General features: G+C 66.6%; 19 protein-coding genes and 2 tRNA genes. 8 read left to right on the top strand and 13 right to left on the bottom strand.

What is annotated here, in order from left to right; translation table 11 throughout:
- The first annotated feature begins 21 nt into the window (after nt 1–21).
- From CBM2594_RS07445 to CBM2594_RS07435, 3 genes are all read left to right on the top strand, one after another.
- Nucleotides 22–97 (top strand) — tRNA-Lys (locus CBM2594_RS07445).
- Nucleotides 98–467: 370 nt separating this feature from the next.
- A complete protein-coding gene (locus tag CBM2594_RS07440; protein WP_116356271.1) occupies nt 468–1,448 on the top strand; it encodes a Bug family tripartite tricarboxylate transporter substrate binding protein in 981 nt (326 codons plus the stop codon).
- A 321-nt stretch (nt 1,449–1,769) separates the two neighbouring features.
- Nucleotides 1,770–2,129, top strand: a complete 360-nt coding sequence (locus CBM2594_RS07435; protein ID WP_116356270.1) for a hypothetical protein — start codon at nt 1,770–1,772, stop codon at nt 2,127–2,129.
- Between the two features lie 67 nt (nt 2,130–2,196).
- Here CBM2594_RS07435 and CBM2594_RS07430 read toward each other — a convergent pair whose 3' ends face one another.
- Nucleotides 2,197–3,714, bottom strand: a complete 1,518-nt coding sequence (locus CBM2594_RS07430; protein WP_116356269.1) for an acetyl-CoA hydrolase/transferase family protein — start codon at nt 3,712–3,714, stop codon at nt 2,197–2,199.
- A 394-nt stretch (nt 3,715–4,108) separates the two neighbouring features.
- On the opposite strand from CBM2594_RS07430, the gene CBM2594_RS07425 reads away from it, so the two are divergent.
- Nucleotides 4,109–4,660, top strand: coding sequence for a MarR family transcriptional regulator (locus tag CBM2594_RS07425; RefSeq protein WP_116356268.1), 552 nt, complete (start codon nt 4,109–4,111; stop codon nt 4,658–4,660).
- Between the two features lie 167 nt (nt 4,661–4,827).
- A complete protein-coding gene (locus CBM2594_RS07420; RefSeq protein WP_116356267.1) occupies nt 4,828–9,681 on the top strand; it encodes an NAD-glutamate dehydrogenase in 4,854 nt (1,617 codons plus the stop codon).
- 26 nt (nt 9,682–9,707) lie between these two features.
- Here CBM2594_RS07420 and CBM2594_RS07415 read toward each other — a convergent pair whose 3' ends face one another.
- The 3 genes from CBM2594_RS07415 to CBM2594_RS07405 all read right to left on the bottom strand — a co-directional run bounded on the left by CBM2594_RS07415 (nt 9,708) and on the right by CBM2594_RS07405 (nt 10,978).
- The gene (locus CBM2594_RS07415) at nt 9,708–10,061 is read right to left on the bottom strand and encodes a hypothetical protein (RefSeq protein WP_116356266.1); all 354 of its coding nucleotides are present in this window, start codon (nt 10,059–10,061) and stop codon (nt 9,708–9,710) included.
- 106 nt (nt 10,062–10,167) lie between these two features.
- Nucleotides 10,168–10,464 (bottom strand): hypothetical protein, encoded by a 297-nt coding sequence (locus CBM2594_RS07410; protein WP_116356265.1) that lies wholly within the window; start codon nt 10,462–10,464, stop codon nt 10,168–10,170.
- A gap of 118 nt (nt 10,465–10,582) precedes the next feature.
- A complete protein-coding gene (locus tag CBM2594_RS07405) occupies nt 10,583–10,978 on the bottom strand; it encodes a hypothetical protein (RefSeq protein WP_116356264.1) in 396 nt (131 codons plus the stop codon).
- 178 nt (nt 10,979–11,156) lie between these two features.
- On the opposite strand from CBM2594_RS07405, the gene CBM2594_RS07400 reads away from it, so the two are divergent.
- The 3 genes from CBM2594_RS07400 to CBM2594_RS07390 all read left to right on the top strand — a co-directional run bounded on the left by CBM2594_RS07400 (nt 11,157) and on the right by CBM2594_RS07390 (nt 12,463).
- Complete coding sequence (locus CBM2594_RS07400; RefSeq protein WP_116356263.1) at nt 11,157–11,417, top strand: hypothetical protein; 261 nt, start codon at nt 11,157–11,159, stop codon at nt 11,415–11,417.
- A gap of 42 nt (nt 11,418–11,459) precedes the next feature.
- Nucleotides 11,460–11,966 carry a cupin domain-containing protein gene (locus CBM2594_RS07395; RefSeq protein WP_116356262.1) on the top strand — a complete coding sequence of 169 codons (507 nt, stop codon included), beginning with the start codon at nt 11,460–11,462 and terminating at the stop codon, nt 11,964–11,966.
- Nucleotides 11,967–12,238: 272 nt separating this feature from the next.
- On the top strand, nt 12,239–12,463 hold the full coding sequence (locus CBM2594_RS07390) for a DUF2188 domain-containing protein (RefSeq protein ID WP_092313567.1): 225 nt from the start codon (nt 12,239–12,241) through the stop codon (nt 12,461–12,463).
- Nucleotides 12,464–12,478: 15 nt separating this feature from the next.
- On the opposite strand, the gene CBM2594_RS07385 is transcribed toward CBM2594_RS07390, so the two are convergent.
- From CBM2594_RS07385 to infC, 9 genes are all read right to left on the bottom strand, one after another.
- Nucleotides 12,479–12,619, bottom strand: coding sequence for a hypothetical protein (locus CBM2594_RS07385; protein WP_174076916.1), 141 nt, complete (start codon nt 12,617–12,619; stop codon nt 12,479–12,481).
- A 187-nt stretch (nt 12,620–12,806) separates the two neighbouring features.
- Nucleotides 12,807–12,883 (bottom strand) — tRNA-Pro (locus CBM2594_RS07380).
- A 55-nt stretch (nt 12,884–12,938) separates the two neighbouring features.
- The gene (locus tag CBM2594_RS07375; RefSeq protein WP_116356261.1) at nt 12,939–13,364 is read right to left on the bottom strand and encodes a MerR family transcriptional regulator; all 426 of its coding nucleotides are present in this window, start codon (nt 13,362–13,364) and stop codon (nt 12,939–12,941) included.
- Nucleotides 13,365–13,480: 116 nt separating this feature from the next.
- Nucleotides 13,481–13,891, bottom strand: coding sequence for an integration host factor subunit alpha (locus CBM2594_RS07370; protein ID WP_116356260.1), 411 nt, complete (start codon nt 13,889–13,891; stop codon nt 13,481–13,483).
- Between the two features lie 88 nt (nt 13,892–13,979).
- Entirely contained in the window at nt 13,980–16,427 is a 2,448-nt protein-coding gene (gene pheT, locus CBM2594_RS07365; RefSeq protein WP_116356259.1) for a phenylalanine--tRNA ligase subunit beta, read from the bottom strand.
- A 59-nt stretch (nt 16,428–16,486) separates the two neighbouring features.
- On the bottom strand, nt 16,487–17,530 hold the full coding sequence (gene pheS, locus CBM2594_RS07360) for a phenylalanine--tRNA ligase subunit alpha (protein ID WP_116356258.1): 1,044 nt from the start codon (nt 17,528–17,530) through the stop codon (nt 16,487–16,489).
- A gap of 251 nt (nt 17,531–17,781) precedes the next feature.
- Complete coding sequence (gene rplT / locus CBM2594_RS07355) at nt 17,782–18,138, bottom strand: 50S ribosomal protein L20 (RefSeq protein WP_008650487.1); 357 nt, start codon at nt 18,136–18,138, stop codon at nt 17,782–17,784.
- A gap of 28 nt (nt 18,139–18,166) precedes the next feature.
- Nucleotides 18,167–18,364, bottom strand: a complete 198-nt coding sequence (rpmI, locus tag CBM2594_RS07350) for a 50S ribosomal protein L35 (RefSeq protein ID WP_006575466.1) — start codon at nt 18,362–18,364, stop codon at nt 18,167–18,169.
- Nucleotides 18,365–18,531: 167 nt separating this feature from the next.
- On the bottom strand, nt 18,532–19,053 hold the full coding sequence (gene infC / locus CBM2594_RS07345; RefSeq protein ID WP_081479471.1) for a translation initiation factor IF-3: 522 nt from the start codon (nt 19,051–19,053) through the stop codon (nt 18,532–18,534).
- Between the last annotated feature and the right edge of the window lie 13 nt (nt 19,054–19,066).

Here is a 19,066-nt window from a genome sequence, read left to right as displayed (position 1 = left end):
GCTACAATCTTTTTCTTCGTTGGGGCGTTAGCTCAGTTGGTAGAGCAGCGGACTCTTAATCCGTAGGTCGAGTGTTCGAGTCACTCACGCCCCACCAGCGAATTCAGAAAAGCCGGAAGCCTTGCTTCCGGCTTTTTGCTTTTGCGCTCCCATCCGCCGTCGCCTTCCACGCGACTGCTTCACGCGCGCGATCGGCAGCGCCGCCCGATTCTTGATACGCGGGTTCTCACCAATTCCCCTGCACGCGCTTTCCCGGTTGAATCGCATCCGCGCACGTTGTGGAACATAGTTCCGTATCGCGGAACTATCCCAAGGTGCCGGCCGTACCGCATCCCGGCACGGCCCGGTCGCGCCAGCACGGGACGCCCTGACGGCGCGGGTGCCGCATCCGCAGCGGAATGCAGCGGATCCGCAGAGACGCCTGCAGCCCGGCTGGCAAATCAGTGAAAGAAGAATGGAGGCACTCCTTGAAAGCAGTTCTTAACGCCGGCGCAGCCGCATGCATCGCGGCCCTCGGCCTGGCCCACGCCGGCCTGGCACAGGCCCAGCCCTACCCGGCCAAGCCGATCCGCCTGATCGTGCCGTTCGCGGCCGGCGGCACCACCGATATCGTCGCGCGCGCGGTGTCCGACGGCCTGGGCCGTGAACTGGGCCAGCCGGTGGTGGTGGAAAACCGCGGCGGCGGCGGCGGCGCCATCGGTGCCGACGCGCTGGCCAAGTCCGCGCCGGACGGCTACACGCTGGGCATCGCCACGGTCAGCACCATGGCGACCAACCCCGCCACCAACCCCAAGAACCCGTACGATCCGCTCAAGGACTTCGCGCCGATCACCAACCTGGTCAACGTGCCCAACGTGCTGACGGTGAATCCGAAGGTCCCCGCCAAGACCCTGAAGGAATTCGTCGACATGCTGAAGGCCAACCCGGGCAAGTACAGCTACGCCTCGGCCGGCAAGGGCAGCATCTCGCACCTGGACGGGGAACTGTTCAAGGACATCACCAAGACCGACATGGTCCACATCCCCTACCGCGGATCGGGCCCGGCGCTGAACGACACGCTGGCCGGCCAGGTCAACGCGCAGTTCGACAACCTGCCGTCGTCGATGCCGCATATCCAGGCCGGCAAGCTGCGCGCGCTGGCCGTGGCCGCGCCCAAGCGCGTCGAGGGCCTGCCCGACGTGCCGACCTTTGCCGAGGCCGGCATGAAGGACATGAACAACATGGCCTGGTACGGCCTGGTGGCTCCGGCCGGCACGCCGGCGGCGATCATCACGCGCGTGCATGATGCCGCGGTCAAGGCGCTGCAAGACCCCAACGTCAAGCGCCGCCTGGCTGACAGCGGCGCCTACACCGATGGCAATACCGCCGCGCAATACGCCGCCCAGATCAAGCGCGAGCTGGAGCTGCGCAAGAAGATCGCACGCGACCAGAACATCACGCTGGAATAAGCTGGCCAGGCGGCACCAACCGCCACCGACCATAGAAACCGGCTGCCACGGCAGCCGGTTTTTTTATGCGCGGCGCCGGCAATGCGCCGAACACGCTACTCAGATTCTTCCTATTCCTGCGCCGTTTGATCCCGGACAGCACGCCAGGTCGGCCGGTAACGTTCAATACGTGTAGAAGAAACTTTCACTTTGCGGACACGCGCCGACTCGGTACATTTACCGGGTGCTCCGCAGCACGCGCCGGCAATCGACCGGCCAACGTCCGGCCCCAAACCGGTTTCGCGCAGGCGCTGCGCGACCGACATTCGCGAGGATAACAAGATGCTGAAGAAGTCCGTTCCGACCCTGATCGTTGCAGCACTGGCCGCGCTCGGCGCGACCCAGGTGTATGCGCAGAAGAACTACACCGACGGCGGCGATCTCTACAGCGGCAGCCACACCAAGAAGGCCAGCCCGAACCAGGGCGCGGCCAAGTCCGGCAAGTTCGACCCGTACACCGACGGCGCCAAGCAATCGACCAAGTCGGAGCTGACCAACTCGGGCAAGAAGTTCGATCCGAACACCGATGGCGCCAAGGCCGGCAAGTTCGATCCGTACACCGACGGCGCCAAGGCCGGCAAGGCCGATCCCTACACCGACGGCGCCAAGGCGCCCGCCAGCCAGGGCACCAAGGCGCAGTAACGCCGCCCTCGCCCAGCCAGACAGCCCGCATGCGCGGGCTGTTTAGTTTTCGGGGATCGGCTGGCGTTCAGGCGGCCAGCGCCGGTGCCGGCCGCGCCGGCTGCATGGTGCCGCGGTCGCGGAAGGCGGCATGCCAGGACAGCGCCTCTTCCAGCAAGTGCGGCGTCTGTCCGCCCTGCACGCTGGCGCGCCGGAAATAATCGCCCAGCAGGTCGCGGTATTGCGGGTCGGCACAGTTGGCAATCACCGTGCGCGCGCGTTCGCGCGGGGCGAGGCCGCGCAGGTCGGCGAGGCCGTGCTCAGTGACGATGATGTCGACATCGTGCTCGGTATGGTCGACGTGCGCGACCATCGGCACGATGCTCGAGATATCGCCACCCTTGGCCACTGACTTGGTCACGAACACCGACAGGTGCGCATTGCGGGCAAAGTCTCCCGAGCCGCCGATGCCGTTCATCATGTGCGTGCCGCCGACATGGGTCGAGTTGACGTTGCCGTAGATGTCGCACTCGAGCGCCGTGTTGATGGTGATCAGCCCCAGCCGGCGCAGGATCTCCGGGTGGTTGCTGATTTCCTGCGGCCGCAGCAGCAGCCGCGAACGGTAGCGGTCCAGGTTCGACAGGAAGCGCTGGTACACCTCGCGCGTCAGCGTCACCGACGACGCCGAGGCAAAGGACAGGCGCCCGGCATCGAGCAGCTCGATGGTGCTGTCCTGCAGCACTTCGGAGTACATCTGCAGGTCGCGGAACGGCGACTCGACCATGCCGTGCAGCACCGCATTGGCAATGGTGCCGATGCCCGCCTGCAGCGGCTGCAGCGACGGCGACAGGCGCCCGGCGCGGACCTCGCGCAGCAGGAATTCATTGAGATGGCCGGCGATCTGGCTGGTGCCGGCATCCGGCGGCAGCGCGTTGGACGGGCTGTCGTCCTTGGCGGTGAACACGATCGCCGCGATCTTCTCGGGATCAATCGGGATATACGGCAGGCCGATGCGCTGCGCGGGCGCGATCAGCGGGATCGGCTGGCGGTACGGACGCTGCACCGGGAAATAGATGTCGTGCAGCCCTTCCAGCTCCAGCGGCATGTTCAGGTTGATCTCGACGATCACCTGCCGCGCCAGCATGGCAAAGCTGGCCGAATTGCCCACCGAGGTGCTCGGGATGATGCCGCCCTGCTCGGTAATCGCCACCGCTTCCACCACCGCCACGTCAACCGGTGCAATCTGGCCCGAGCGCAGCTGTTCCACGGTCTCGGACAGATGCTGGTCGATGAACATCACTTCGCCCGCATTGATCTTGCGGCGCAGCGTGGCATCGGACTGGAACGGCAGCCGACGCGCGATCACGTCGGCCTCCGCCAGCACCCGGTCGATGTCGTTGCCAAGCGAAGCCCCCGTCATCAGGGTGATGCGCAGCGGCTCGGTTGCCGCGCGCCGCGCCAGCGCGAACGGCACTTCCTTGCAGTCGCCAGCGCGCGTGAAACCGCTCATGCCTACCGTCATGCCGTCGCGGATCAGCGCGGCGGCTTCGTCGGCCGAAACTACCTTGTCATGCAGCCTGGCCAGGCGAATGCGTTCCTTGTCCATCTTGATCTCCGGTCTGACGGCCGGCCCGTGCCTGCGCCGTTCGCCCCGTACTGGCCTGGCGGCTTGTCGGCGGGGTCTCGGCAGGCAGTGTAGCCAGCCGCAGTTATTCCAGCGATGGTTTAAAGTCATCGATGTCAGTCGCTTTTTTCATAGACGCCGGTGCGGCCCATAGGCGCAGTCGCCGCCACCAGGGCCGCGCCGCGCCTCAGGACATTCCCGCAGTTGTCACAAAAGAAGCAAAAGTTTCTGTTAGTCTCGCCGTTCGGTCGACCCAGCCCGCCACAGAGGCTGCGGCGACCGTGCCGCCCGGGCCGGCCATGCTCCGGCCCCTTGCACCCCATGGTGGGTGCCTGTGCATTGCGGTGGCGGCAAATCACAACAGGAGACGCCATTCATGCAGCCAAGACACCTCGAACCCAGCGAGCCGGTTGTCCTTGCCCTGATTGACGCAGTCACCGCCTGGCAAGGTGCGTTGGACCAGACCTTGCGAGCCTCGGGCCTCAACTATTCCCAGTGGCTGCTGCTGCGGGCCATCCGCCAGGGTGCCTTCAAGCGCGGCGCGCCGCTGGCCGGTCCGATGCCGATCGATGCCGCGCAATCCGAGATGATGCTCGATGAACTGCGCCGCGACGGCTGGATCGAGTACACCGGGACGCTGCCCCCGCGCCTCGCCGAAGGCGCCACGGCGCGGGTGCAACGTACCGCGCAGGCCCTGAGCGCGCTGCACAGCGTCTCGGTGGCGGCATTCAATTCCCAGGAGCGCGCCGCGCTGGTCAGCCTGCTTGATCGCATGAAATCCACGCTGAGCGGCCACACCGCGCGCCAGGTCAGGACCGTCTCCGAGACCGCCCGGCAGGAACGGCACACCCAGCCGCTGCCCTGCCCCGGCCTGCCGCCGGTCGCGCACCGCCCTGCCTCCTGCCCCAGCCTGGCCACGCGCTTCTGACCGAAGCCCGGCCGGTCCCGCGGCGTGCCGCCGGGACCGGCCAGCCATCCTCCCTTGCCCTCGCCAGTACCCGCCACATAGTTGCGCCGGGGACTAGGATTTTTCCTAAAGTATGAGCATGCCCCGGCACATGTCGCGGCGCCCACCGACACCGCGAGGAGGGGAACATGCCGCAGGAGAACGAAGACAAGGTCGCGCACCTGCTGGACCAGCTGGCCGCCTTCGCGCGCGGGCGGCTGCCGGCGGCGAAGTTCAGCGTGGTCGAGCCCTTCCTTCAGCACTACTACGACCAGGCCGACGCCGAAGACCTGCTGCGGCGCGAAGTGGCCGACCTGTACGGCGCCGTGATGGCGCACTGGCAGACGGCGCAGAAGTTCACCCCCGGCAGCGCGCGCATCCGCGTCTACAACCCCAACCTGGAAGAGCACGGCTGGCACTCCGACCACACCGTGGTGGAGATCGTCAACGACGACATGCCGTTCCTGGTCGACTCCGTGACCATGGAGATCAACCGCCAGGGCCTGGCGCTGCATTCGGCGATCCATCCGGTGTTCCGGGTCTGGCGCGGCGGCGCCGGCATCGAGCGGATCGCCCCCGCCGGCGCCGGCGAGGCCGGCGACAATTCGCGCCTGGAATCGTTTATCCATTTCGAGATCGACCGCACCGGCGAGTCCTCCCGCCTCGACGCCTTGCGCCACGGCATCTCGCAGGTGCTGGTCGACGTGCGCGCGGCCGTGGAAGACTGGCCGAAGATGTGCGACATCACGCGCGCCACCATCGGCACCATGGCGCAGGCGCCGGACGCGGCCTCGGCGGAAAGCGTCGAGGCGCGCGCCTTCCTGGAATGGATGATGGACGACCATTTTTCATTTCTGGGACAGCGCGACTACCAACTGGTAGCGCGCGACGGGCGCTACTTCCTGCGCGGCGTGGCCGGCTCCGGCGCCGGCATCCTGCGCGAAAGCTTGCGCGAGCCCGACGCCGAAGACCTGACCCTGCTGCCCGCCGCGGCCACCGCCATCATCGAAGGCAGCTCGCCGATCTTCCTGACCAAGGCCAATTCGCGCGCCACGGTGCACCGCCCCGGCTATCTCGACTACGTCGGAGTCAAGCTGCTCGACGCAAACGGGCAGCTGTTCGGAGAGCGGCGCTTCGTCGGCCTGTACACCTCGACCGCGTACATGGCGCCGATCGCCGACATCCCGCTGGTGCGGCGCAAGTGCGCCAATATCCTGGCGCGCGCCGGCTTTCTCGCCAAGGGCCACCTGTACAAGTCGCTGGTCACGATCCTGGAGCAGTATCCGCGCGACGAACTGTTCCAGGCGACCGAGGATGAGCTGTTCGACATCACCACCGGCATCCTGCGGCTGCAGGAACACCAGCGCACGCGGCTGTTCGTGCGGCGCGACCGCTTCGACCGCTTTGTCTCTTGCCTGGTGTTCGTGCCGCGCGACAAGTACAACACCGACCTGCGCCAGAAGATCCAGAAGCTGCTGACCGCGGCATTCCACGGCACCAGCTGCGAGTTCACGCCGCTGCTGTCGGAGTCGCCGCTGGCGCGCATCCAGCTGACCGTGCGCGGCGAGCCCGGGACCATGCCGAAGGTCGACACGCAGGAGCTCGAAGCGCGCATCGTCCATGCCAGCCGGCGCTGGCAGGACGACCTTGCCGAAGCGCTGCACGAAAGCCACGGCGAAGAGCAAGGCAACCGGCTGCTGCAGCGCTATGGCGGCTCGTTCCCCGCCGGCTACCGCGAAGACTATCCGGCGCGCACCGCGGTGCGCGATATCGAGCTGATGGAGCACGCGCTGCGCGGCAACGGCATGGCGATGAACCTGTACCGCCCGATCGAAGCCGCGCCGGGCGCGTTCCGCTTCAAGGTGTACCGCGCCGGCGAACCGATCGCGCTGTCGCTGAGCCTGCCGATGCTGGAACACCTGGGCGTGCGCGTCGATGAAGAGCGCCCCTACCTGATCGAACCCGACAGCGGCGCCCCGGTGTGGGTGCACGACTTCGGGCTGGAGATCGCCGACAGCGGCGGCGCGGCGGAGTTCGACATCGCGCGCGTCAAGGCGCTGTTCGAGGATGCCTTCGCCCGCGCCTGGCACGGCGAGATCGAGAACGACGATCTCAACCGCCTGGTGCTGCGCGCCGAACTGGCCGCGCGCGACGTGACCATCCTGCGCGCCTACGCCCGCTACCTGCGGCAGGTAGGCTCTACCTTCAGCGACGCCTATATCGAACGCGCGCTGACCGGCAACGCCGGCATTGCCGCGCTGCTGGTGGCGCTGTTCGTCGCGCGCTTCGACACCTTCAGCCAGGTCGCCGCCGACACCGCGCGCCAGGCGCGCTGCGACAAGCTGCTGGCCGAAATCGGCACGGCGCTGGACAAGGTGCCCAACCTCGACGAAGACCGCATCCTGCGGCTGTTCCTCGGCGTGATCAGCGCCACCGTGCGCACCAATTATTTCCATCGCGGCGAGGACGGCCAGCCGCGTCCGTACCTGTCGTTCAAGTTCAATCCCGCGCTGGTGCCGGGCCTGCCGGAGCCGCGCCCGATGTTCGAGATCTGGGTCTACTCGCCGCGCGTGGAAGGGGTGCACCTGCGCGGCGGGCGCGTGGCGCGCGGCGGCCTGCGCTGGTCGGACCGGCGCGAGGACTTCCGCACCGAAGTGCTGGGGCTGATGAAGGCGCAGATGGTGAAGAACACCGTGATCGTGCCGGTCGGCTCCAAGGGCGGCTTCGTGGTCAAGCGCCCGCCCCCGCCGACCGACCGCGACGCCTTCCTGCGCGAAGGCATTGCCTGCTACCAGACCTTCCTGCGCGGGCTGCTCGACCTGACCGACAACCTCGTCGGCGGCGAACTGGTGCCGCCGCCCGAGGTGGTGCGCCACGACGACAACGACCCCTACCTGGTAGTGGCCGCGGACAAGGGCACGGCAACGTTCTCGGACTTCGCCAACGCGATCTCGGCCGAGTACGGCTTCTGGCTGGGCGATGCCTTCGCTTCCGGCGGCTCGGTCGGCTACGACCACAAGAAAATGGGCATTACCGCGCGCGGCGCGTGGGAATCGGTCAAGCGGCATTTCCGCGAGATGGGCGTCGACATCCAGGCCACGGACTTCACCGTGGCCGGCATCGGCGACATGTCGGGCGACGTGTTCGGCAACGGCATGCTGCTGTCGCCGCATATCCGGCTGGTGGCCGCGTTCGACCACCGCCACATCTTCCTCGATCCCGACCCCGACCCGGCGCGCAGCCTGCAGGAGCGCGCGCGGCTGTTCGGGCTGCCGCGCTCCAGCTGGGCCGACTACGACGCCACGCTGATTTCCGCCGGCGGCGGCATCTATCCGCGCACCGCCAAGACCATCCCGCTGTCGGCGCAGGTGCAGGCGGTGCTCGGCATCACGGCCACCACGCTGTCGCCGGCCGAACTGATCCACGCCATCCTGATGGCGCCGGTGGACCTGCTCTACAACGGCGGCATCGGCACCTACGTCAAGTCCAGCCAGGAAACCCACCTGCAGGCCGGCGACCGCACCAACGACGCCGTGCGCGTCAATGGCAGCGAGCTGCGCTGCAAGGTGGTCGGCGAAGGTGGCAACCTCGGCTTCACCCAGCTGGGCCGCATCGAGTTCGCGCGCAAGGGCGGCCGCATCAACACCGATGCCATCGACAACTCGGCCGGCGTGGACTGCTCCGACCATGAAGTCAATATCAAGATCCTGCTGGGGCTGGTGGTCGCCGACGGCGAGATGACCGAGAAGCAGCGCAACAAGCTGCTGGCCGAGATGACCGACGAAGTCGGCCTGCTGGTGCTGCAGGACAACTACTACCAGACCCAGGCGCTGTCGGTGGCGGGCCGCAGCAGCGCCGCGCTGCTCGACGGCGAGGCGCGCCTGGTGCGCTGGCTGGAACGCGCCGGGCGGCTGAACCGCGCGCTGGAATTCCTGCCGTCGGACGAGGACATTGCCGAGCGCAAGCTGGCCGGCGAAGGGCTGGCCTCGCCCGAGCGCGCGGTGCTGCTGGCCTACAGCAAGATGTGGCTGTACGACGAACTGCTGGGCTCGGACGTGCCGGAAGACGCGCTGGTTTCCGGCCTGCTGGCGGATTACTTCCCGGTGCCGCTGCGCCAGCGCTACGGCGAGGCCATGCAGCGCCATCCGCTGCGGCGCGAGATCCTGTCGACGCACCTGACCAATATGCTGGTCAACCGCATCGGCGCCACCTTCGTGCACCGGATCATGGAAGAAACCGATGCGCGGCCGGCCGATATCGTGCGCGCCTGCCTGATCGCGCGCGACGTGTTCGGGCTGACCGCGCTGTGGCAGGAAATCGACGCGCTCGACAATCGCGTGGCCGACGCCGAGCAGGCGCGCATGTTCGGCGCGGTGGCGCTGCTGCTGGAGCGCGCCTGCCTGTGGTTCATCCGCTATCTGCGCAGCGGCAGCCGCGCCAACGAAGACCTGGCGCGCTTTGCGCAGGCGGCACAGTGGCTGGCGCCGCAGTTGCCGCAGCTCTTGCCGCAGGCCGATGCCGCGGCGCTGGCCGAACACACCCGCGCGCTGACCGACGCGGGCGTGGGCGAGACCCTGGCCATGCGCGTGGCCGGCAGCGAGATTTCCGCCGCGGCGCTCGACATCGCCGAAGTGGCGGCGGCCTGCGAGCGCAGCCTGGACCTGGTTGCGGGAGTCTACTTCGCGCTGGACAGCCACCTGAGCTTCAGCTGGCTGCGCGAACGCGCGCTGGCGCTGCCATCGGATACCCATTGGGACCTGCTGGCGCGCACCACCACGCTGGAAGACCTGGGACGCCTCAAGCGCGCGCTGACGGTCAGCGTGCTGTCGCAGGCGGACGGCCAGGCCGCGCCCGAAGCGATGATCGACGCCTGGCGCGCCAGCCGCCACGGCGCGCTCGAGCGCTTCACGCGCATGCTGGCGGACCAGCGCGCCTCCGGTGCCGCGGGATTGTCGATGCTGTCGGTTGCGGTGCGCGAGATCGGCATGCTCGAGCGAAGCTAGCCGCGCCGCAAGGCCGGCGGCCTGGCTTACTCGTCGGTGTCGGTGTCGGTGTCGGCGCCGAGGTCCGCATCGGCGTCGGCGCTGCGCGGACGCAGCTCGAGGCCGAGCAGGATCAGCAGTTCGAAGGCATCGGACAGCAGGTGCTTCTGCCTCGGCAGCAGGCTGGCGTACGGCATGTCGTAGATCGACTGGTGCGCCGAGCGCTCGCCTTTCAGGCCGCGGTCGCGCGCGATATCCGACAGCAGCGCGGCAAACCCGGACAGGTCCTGCGCCGCCAGCGCCGAGTTCAACACCTTCGCGATGACTTCAGGCGAAGCGTTGGCCCAGCCCATGCGTTCGGCATTGGAAGCGGGGTCGTGGGGAAGGTCGGCAAAGTCCATGTTGTGTTTAACGGTCCTGCCTAAACTAGCTTAAGCCGCCAACGATGTGAATTTGACCCCACATAGGTGGGGTAACATGGCCTGCCGCCTGGGGCGCCCGTGCCGCTTAGCGCGGTACGGGCTTGGCGCCGTGCTTCGCGCGGCCCCGGGCCGGAGCTTTGCCTGGCACCTTCGCTGGCACCTTCGCCTGCGATTTCACGGGCTGCTTCGCCGGTGCCTTTTCGGCTGCCTTGGCGGGCACCTGGCGATACGTCGTGCTGCCATCCGCCGCCGTGCGAGCCTCGACGTGGTTGCGTGCCCCACACTGCGGGCAGCGGAACACGAGTCCCTGACCTTCATCGCGGATCTGCACTTCGTCCTGCTCCCAGCGCGCGCCGCAAGCCTGGTTCCCACAAACAAACATGAATTCTCCTGGAGGATGGTGCCAGGCGTCTCCTGGCACGCGCGATTATCAGGCCTGGCGCCGGCCAGCGGGTCGATTTACCGCAGATTCCGCATCCTGGCCAGCACGGCCCCGCCCTTCAGCCATTGCGCTGCACCCATTGCTGCGCCCACGCAATCGCGGCGGACCGCGCCTCTTCCGGCGTGGCATGCGTGGTCGGCGGCGCCCCGCCTTCCAGCACCACGGCGCCCGATTCCCAGATATCGCACACGGCCTTGAAGCGCCCCATGCCCAGGGCATGGCAGAACACATGGATGACGAAGCCGCGGTACTCCACCACGTCGGTGGCGGCATCGGTGAGCGCCTGGTCCGCGGTGACATCGGCGGGCAGCAGCGGCGCATCGGGTTGGCGAGGTTGGCGCGGTTCGGACTGGCCGGCAGCCGTGCGCGCGGACCACGCCAGCGCGCCACCGGCCGCCGCGCCAAGCAGCACGCCCAGGCCGAACCAGCAGGCCTTGCTTCCGCACCCAGCCATGGGATCTCCTGTGTCGACCCGGCGTTCAAGACAGCGCCGTGCGCCCCGTCATCGGTTTCAGGTTATACCAGGCAGCAATGTCGTACCGGCGTACGGATGCCCGAATTGAGAATCGGGAGGATGACCGAACGGCATGCCGCGGCTATACTGTACATCCATACAGTATCAGGACACTGCCATGCCCTTGTACCAGTCCGATTCCATCCTGCTTGAAGCCTATTACTTCGGCGACGACACCGAATCCGTACGCCTGCGCTGCGGCAGCGTTTGCGTGAACGCCGGCGCCATCGTGGTCGACGGCATCGAGCCGCGCCAGCTGCAATCATTGCGCTGGACGCCTGACTTCCTGTCGTTCGAGGCGCAGGGCATGCGCCACCGCTATCCGGTGAGCCGTCCCGCGTTGGTCGGCCCCGCACAGGCGCGCTTCGCCCTGCTTTAAGCTACGCCTTTCCGCTTCCAATGCGCCGCGCGCCATGCTCCCATGCCAGACCTAAGCCCGACTGCCCGCCAACTGATCGACGCACTCGGCCTGCAGCCGCATCCGGAAGGGGGCTACTACCGGGAAACCTATCGCAGCACGGAACGCGTCGCCTGCCAGGACGGACGCACACGCGAAGCCTGCACCGCCATCCTCTACATGCTTTGCGGCAACGACTATTCCGCCTGGCACCGCATCCGCTCAGACGAGCTGTGGCACTACCACGCCGGCTCACCGGTGAACGTGCATCGCATCGTCGACGGCACCATCGTCACCCAGCGCCTGGGCGACCCGCTGCGGCATCCCGGCGCGGCCTTCCAGGCGCTGGTGCCGGCCGGCCAGTGGTTTGCCGCCGAACGCGCGGACGCCGGCGACCCCGCGGACTTTGCGCTGGTCGGCTGCACCGTCGCCCCCGCCTTCCAGTTCAGCGAGTTCGAACTGGCCAGCGCGGCGACACTTGCCGGGCTCGTGCGCGGACATGACACGCTGTTGCAGCGGCTGCTCCGCTAGCGCCGCGCAAAAAAAACAGCCCGCCGCGGCGGGGTGCGGGCGGGCTGGTCAGTACAGCTGGCCCAGTCTACGTGCCCCCGCATTGCGGCCATGCCCTGAGCACCCTGGTATCCCGGCGCCTTTTCCGCTTTCGAGCCCGCGCGGACACATTATCGATACGCGGGCCTCGCGAAAACTGCGCCTAAAAAGACACAGGGTTGTCAGACGGTCACCGATACCGGCCGCAGGAAGCAGCGTGGAGACTGGAGCATCTTCCACTACGGAGGTGCGCCATGCCGGCCAAAAACATCCACGTCGTACCGCTCGACAACGGCTGGGCCATTGAATCCGAAGACGGCGCTGGCGGGCGCCAGCTCTACGCGACGCAGGAAGACGCGATCGCGGCGGGCACCGAAAAAGCCCGGCAGCTCCATGCAGAACTGCTCGTCCACGGCCGCGACGGCCGGATCCGGATGCGCAACAGCTTCGGCAACGATCCCCGCGATATCCAGGGCTGACCCGACGCCGGCGCGTCAGCCACCGCTGGCGCGCAGCCCTTCCACACGCGCGCGCGTCGCGTAATAGGCAAGCACCAGCGATGCGGTCAGTGCCAGGCCCGCTATGGCCAGGGCGATGCATGTGGTGCCGGCGATCCCGTTGTCCTTGTCGGTCATTGCAGCCTCCGTCGCGATGAAGTCCACTGTGCCACCACTATAGGTGCAACGGGCGCAATCGAAAAACGGCCATGGCTTCGCTCACGCAGTGACCACGCCTGTTCCAAGTGCGAAGTAACACGCGCGTGCACCACCAGCACGCGAAATAAAAAACCCGCTTGGCGATTAACCAAGCGGGTTTCTTGTCTGGTCGGGGCGAGAGGATTTGAACCTCCGACCACCTGCACCCCATGCAGGTACGCTACCAGGCTGCGCTACGCCCCGAAGCAAAAGATTATAACAGAAGCATTTCTCGTATGACTAGATCCTGACCTGCAAATTATCCGTGCTTCGCGATCTCGCGCAGCTGTGCCAGCAGGTGCTGCACGTCGACCAGTGCGTCGCGCAAGCCGGCGATGTCGACCGATAGCGCCGGCGCTTTTTCCGCGGCGGCTTCCATCGATTCCTGCGCTGCCGTCGCCGCACTGTGATGGCGGCCTTCGTCGAGGCGGTTGCGTGCGCCGTTGATGGTGAAGCCCTGCTCGTAAAGCAGCTCGCGGATGCGGCGGATCAGCAGGACTTCATGATGCTGGTAGTAGCGGCGGTTGCCGCGGCGCTTGACCGGCTTGAGCTGCGTGAACTCCTGTTCCCAGTAGCGCAGCACATGCGGCTTGACGGCGCAAAGCTCGCTCACCTCACCGATGGTGAAGTAGCGCTTGGCCGGGATCGGCGGCAACGCGATGCGTTCGCTGGGTTTGTCCGACATGCAGTGTGTAGACGAGCGTCAGGCCATGCCGGCCAGGAGGTTGGCGCGCGTCACGCGCGCGCCCAGAAGGATACCGATGCCGGCCCCGGGAAGCAATCCGCCGTTCGGGTGACGCGTCAGCCGGCGATGCCGGCGCGTTCTTCGACCAGGCCCTTGAGCTTCTGGCTGGCGTGGAACGTCACCACGCGGCGCGCGGTGATCGGGATGACTTCGCCGGTCTTGGGATTGCGGCCGGGCCGCTGCGGCTTGTCGCGCAACTGGAAGTTGCCGAAGCCGGAAAGCTTGACGCTGTCGCCCTGCTCCAGCGCTTCGCGGATGACGTCGAAGAAGGCCTCGACCATGTCCTTCGATTCACGCTTGTTCAGGCCCACCTGGTCGAACAGCATCTCGGCAAGCTCGGCCTTGGTCAGCGTGGGAACTTCGGTCGCGCGGACGTCCGGCATGGCATCCTCAAGGGAGGATGCGTGCCGGTCGCTCATCTCACCCAATGCTGCAGCGGTCATGGAATTCGCGTCTCGATCATTCATGTCGATCGCTCGAGTGTCTGTCTGGCGATCCGCCCGGGGCAAGCCCGGGCGCCCTTTTTTATCGTGATCCGTCGGTACTGGCGGCGGATCAGCCGCGCAGCCGCGCCTGGAAGGCTGCGGCCAGCGCGTCGACCATGCAGCGCACCGCGCTGTCGACGGTTTCGTCCTGGAGGGTCGACCCAGTATCTTGCAAGGTCACCCGGAACGCAAGGCTTTTCTCGTCCGCGCCGATGGCCGTCGAAGCGCCCTTGGGACGGAACTCGTCGAACAGCACCAGGCCCTGGCAGAAGCGGCCATAACCCTGTTTTTCCAGGGCCGCGCGCATGGTGTCGAGCAGGTCCTGCACGCGTACGGATTGCTTCACGACCACGGCCAGGTCGCGCACGGCGGCGGGGAACCTGGAGATCTCGGCGTACGACGGCAGGCCGGTCGCGCGCAGCGCATCAAGCTGCAGTTCGAACAGCACCGGCGCGTGGGCCAGCTCATACTCCTGCAGCCAGCGCGGATGCAGTTCGCCAACCACGCCCACCGGCTTGCCGTCGAGCAGCACGCGCGCGGCGCGGCCCGGGTGCAGCGCCGGGTGCGATACCGGCTCGAAGCGCGGCACGCGCGGATAGAACAGCGCCTCGACATCGCCCTTGATGTCGAAGAAGTCGACGTTGCGCGTGGCGATGCCCCACTGCTCTTCGAACGCCGGGCCGTAGGCGATGCCCGCGGCCATCATCGGCTGCTCATACCCGGCCACGGTCAGGCCGCCGTCCTTGACCTCGGCGTCGCGATGGAACACGCGGCCCACCTCGAACAGACGCACGCGCGCGGCCTTGCGGTTCAGGTTGTAGCGCACCTTGTCGACCAGCCCGCCGATCAGCGTCGAGCGCATCACCGCCAGCTGGCTGGCGATCGGGTTCAGCAGGCGGATCGGCTGCTCGTTGGCGGCGAAGTCGCGCTCCCACTTTTCTTCGACGAAGGCGAAGTTGATCACTTCCTGGTAGTCGCGCGCGGCCACCGCATGGCGCACCACGTGGGTGGAGCGGCTGGCTTCGTTGGTCGGGCGCATTTCGCTTTCGGCGACCGGCGGGCGCGCCGGGATACGCTCGAAGCCGTAGATACGCGCGACTTCCTCGATCAGGTCTTCCTCGATCTCGATATCGAAGCGGTAGCTCGGCGGCGTGACCTCGAACACTTCGCCGTCGGCGTCCTGCGCGCGCGTGAACGGCAATTGCAGGCGCTGGAACACGTCGGCGATTGCCGCCGGCGACAGCTCGATGCCGAGCACGCGCTCGGCGCGCGCCACGCGCAGGCTGACCGGCTTGCGCACCGGCAGGTTGACCACGTGGTCGTCCACCGGGCCGGCCTGGCCGCCGCAGATCTGCAGGATCAGCGCGGTGATGCGCTCGATATGCTCGACCGTGGTGGCGTAGTCCACGCCGCGCTCGAAGCGGTGTCCGGCGTCGGTCGAGAAGTTGTAGCGGCGGCTGCGGCCCTGGATCGCGGCCGGCCACCAGAAGGCGGCCTCGAGATAGATGTCGGTGGTGTCCAGCGTCACGGCGGTGCTGTCGCCGCCCATGATGCCGGCCAGGCTTTCGATCTCTTTCTCGTCGGCAATCACGCCGACCTGCTCGTCGACCTCGATGGTGTTGCCGTTCAGCAGCTTGATCTGCTCGCCCTTGCGGCCCCAGCGCACGTCGAGGCCGCCGTGGATCTTGTGCAGGTCGAACACGTGCGACGGACGGCCCAGCTCGAGCATCACGTAGTTGGAAATGTCGACCAGTGCCGAGACGCTGCGCTGGCCCGAGCGCTCCAGCCGCTGCACCATCCACAGCGGCGTGGCGGCACGCGCGTTGACGCCGCGGATAATGCGGCCGGAGAAACGGCCGCACAGGTCGGGCGCCGATACCTTGACCGGCAGCTTGTCCTGGATGGTCACCGGCACCGGCTTCATCTCGGGCAGGTTCAGCGCGGCGCCGGTCAGTGCCGACACTTCGCGCGCCACGCCGTGGATCGACAGGCAGTCGGCCTTGTTCGGCGTCAGCTTGATGACGAAGACCTGGTCGTCGAGGTCCAGGTACTGGCGGATGTTCTGGCCCACCGGCGCGTCTTCGGGCAGCACCATCAGGCCGCCGTGGTCTTCGGACAGCTTCAGTTCGCGCGCCGAGCACAGCATGCCGTAGCTGTCGACGCCGCGCAGCTTGCCGACCTTGATCTCGAACGGCTTGCCGCCGTCTTCCGCCGGCGGCAGCACCGCACCCACCAGCGCGCACGGCACCTTGATGCCGGGCTTGACGTTGGGCGCGCCGCAGACGATCTGCAGGGTCTCGCCGGTGCCGGCATCGACCTGGCACACGTTGAGGCGGTCGGCGTTGGGATGGCGCTCGGTCGACAGCACGTGCGCGACCACCACCTTGTCGAACGGCGGCGCGACCGGGCCCACCTCTTCCACTTCCAGGCCCGCCATGGTCAGGCTGTGCGACAACGCGTCGGTGGAGATCTTTTCAGGGTTGGCGAAGGTGCGAAGCCAGGATTCCGAGAATTGCATGGCGCTTCTGATCCGGTAAGTATTCTGTGTAGTCGGTGACGAGTTTGGCGGTGCGCCGCTCAGGCGAACTGGCGCAGGAAACGCACGTCACCCTCGAAGAACAGGCGCAGGTCGTTGATGCCATAGCGCAGCATGGTCAGGCGCTCGAGGCCGGAGCCGAACGCGAAACCGATATAACGCTCGGGATCGAGGCCCATGTTGCGCAGCACGTTCGGATGCACCTGGCCCGAACCGGAGATTTCCAGCCATTTCCCCGCATTTTTCCCATCCTCGAAGGCCATGTCGATTTCCGCCGACGGCTCGGTGAACGGGAAGTACGACGGGCGGAAGCGCACCTGGATATCGTCGCGCTCGAAGAACTTGCGCAGGAAATCGGTGTACACGCCCTTCAGGTCGGCAAAGCTGACGTCCTCGCCGATCCACAGGCCTTCGACCTGGTTGAACATCGGCGAATGCGTGGCGTCGCTGTCGACGCGATAGGTGCGGCCCGGGCAGATCACCTTGATCGGCGGCATCGCCTTGCCGGCATGCTTCTCGACGTGCATCTTCGCGTAGCGCACCTGCATCGGGCTGGTGTGCGTGCGCAGCAGCAACAGCTTGTCGTCGCTGTCGCGGCCATCGACGTAGAAGGTGTCCTGCATCGAACGCGCCGGATGGTTGTCCGGGTTGTTCAGCGCGGTGAAGTTCATCCAGTCGGTTTCGATCTCGGGGCCGTCCGCCACGTCGAAGCCGATCGAGCCGAAGATCTGCTCGACACGCTCCCAGGTGCGCATCACCGGATGCAGGCTGCCGCGGGCCACCGCGCGGCCGGGCAGCGTGACGTCGATGGCCTCGGCGGCCAGGCGCGCGTTCATCAGCGCATCGGCGAGCGCCTGGCGGCGCGCCTGCAGCGCGGCTTCGACCTGCTGCTTGACCTGGTTGATGCGCGCGCCCTCGCTCTTGCGGGTCTCCGGGTCGAGCTTGCCGAGGCCCTTGAGCAGTTCGGTCAGCGCGCCGGTCTTGCCCAGGAAGCGGGCCTTTTCGTTTTCCAGCGTGGCGTTGTCGTTGGCGGCGGCGAAAGCGGCCTGGGCGTCGGCGACGATTTGGTCCAGATCCTGAGACATGGCGGCGGTCGTGGAGTGTTCTGGCGTCGGCCGGGCCCTGTCATTCGACAGGGCCCGGCCCGACATGGGTTGGCACTTCGTGCGGTATGCGTTTCCGGATGCGGTCTCGTCAGCAAACGCAAGACGGTATCCGGAACCGCAAATAAAAACGGGGCTCGGTGAGGAGCCCCGTTTCAGCAGACCTTGCGGTCAGCGGTCGACCATGCGGTCGGTGCTTGCCCGGCAGCGCTTGCGCGCTGCCGGAGCCGGCATCAGGCAACGGTGGCTTTCACCTGGTTGACGATGGCGGCAAAGGCAGGCTTGTCGTGAATAGCCATGTCCGACAGCACCTTGCGGTCCAGTTCAATCGAGGCCTTCTTCAGACCGTTCATGAACACGCTGTAGGTCATGCCATGCTCACGCGTCGCAGCATTGATACGCGCAATCCACAGCGCGCGGAACACGCGCTTCTTGTTGCGGCGATCGCGGTACGCGTACTGGCCAGCACGCATGACCGCCTGCTTGGCGATGCGATAGACATTATTGCGACGGCCGCGGTAACCCTTGGCAGCGTCGATGACTTTCTTGTGACGGGCCCGTGCAGTGACCCCACGCTTTACTCGAGGCATGTAATTCTCCTTTCGTTGTCGTCAGGGGTTATGCGTAAGGCATCATCGCGCGCACCGACTTCAGGTTCGTCTCATGGACGTCCTGGGTACCGCGCAGTTGACGCTTGTTCTTGGTGGTCTTCTTGGTCAGGATGTGACGCTTGAAGGCCTGGCCACGCTTGAACGAACCGTTCGGACGGGCAGTAAAGCGCTTGGAGGCGCTTTTCTTCGTCTTCATCTTCGGCATGAAAAACTCCAGCTCATATGACATGCATGCAGGTGGACGGCTCACGCCGACGCTTGCAAGACCCGCATCCACTTGTTGTTGCGCGTTGGTCCTGGCGGACCCCGCGCGACTTCCGCGCGCAGCAACGCCGGGATGACTGGCATCCCGGCCGCCGCAGCGCACAGGAATTACTTCTTCTTCTTGGGGGCGAGCACCATCACCATCTGGCGCCCTTCCATCTTCGGCATCTGCTCGACCTGGCCGATCTCTTCCAGGTCCGCCTTCAGGCGTTCGAGCATGCGCGCGCCGATTTCCTGGTGGGCCATCTCGCGACCACGGAACCGCAGCGTGATCTTGGTCTTGTCGCCATCTTCCAGGAAGCGCTTCAGGTTGCGCAGCTTGACGTTGTAGTCGCCATCATCCGTACCCGGCCGGAACTTGACTTCCTTGACCTGGATGATTTTCTGCTTCAGCTTGGCCTCGTGGGCGCGCTTGGCTTCCTCGTACTTGAACTTCCCGTAATCCATGATCCGGGCGACGGGCGGAGTCGCGTTCGGGGCGATCTCCACCAGGTCCAAGTCCTTGTCCTCAGCCAGCCGCAGTGCGTCCATGAACTTGACGATGCCGAGCTGCTCGTTATCAACCCCTACCAGGCGCAGTTCAGGCGCGCTGATTTCCCGGTTGATGCGATGACCTTTGTCCGTAGCGATGTTGCGTTACCTC

Origin of the sequence: Cupriavidus taiwanensis (assembly GCF_900249755.1) — a bacterium.
Classification (GTDB): domain Bacteria; phylum Pseudomonadota; class Gammaproteobacteria; order Burkholderiales; family Burkholderiaceae; genus Cupriavidus; species Cupriavidus taiwanensis_D.
This window is presented reverse-complemented; position numbering and strand designations above follow the sequence as displayed.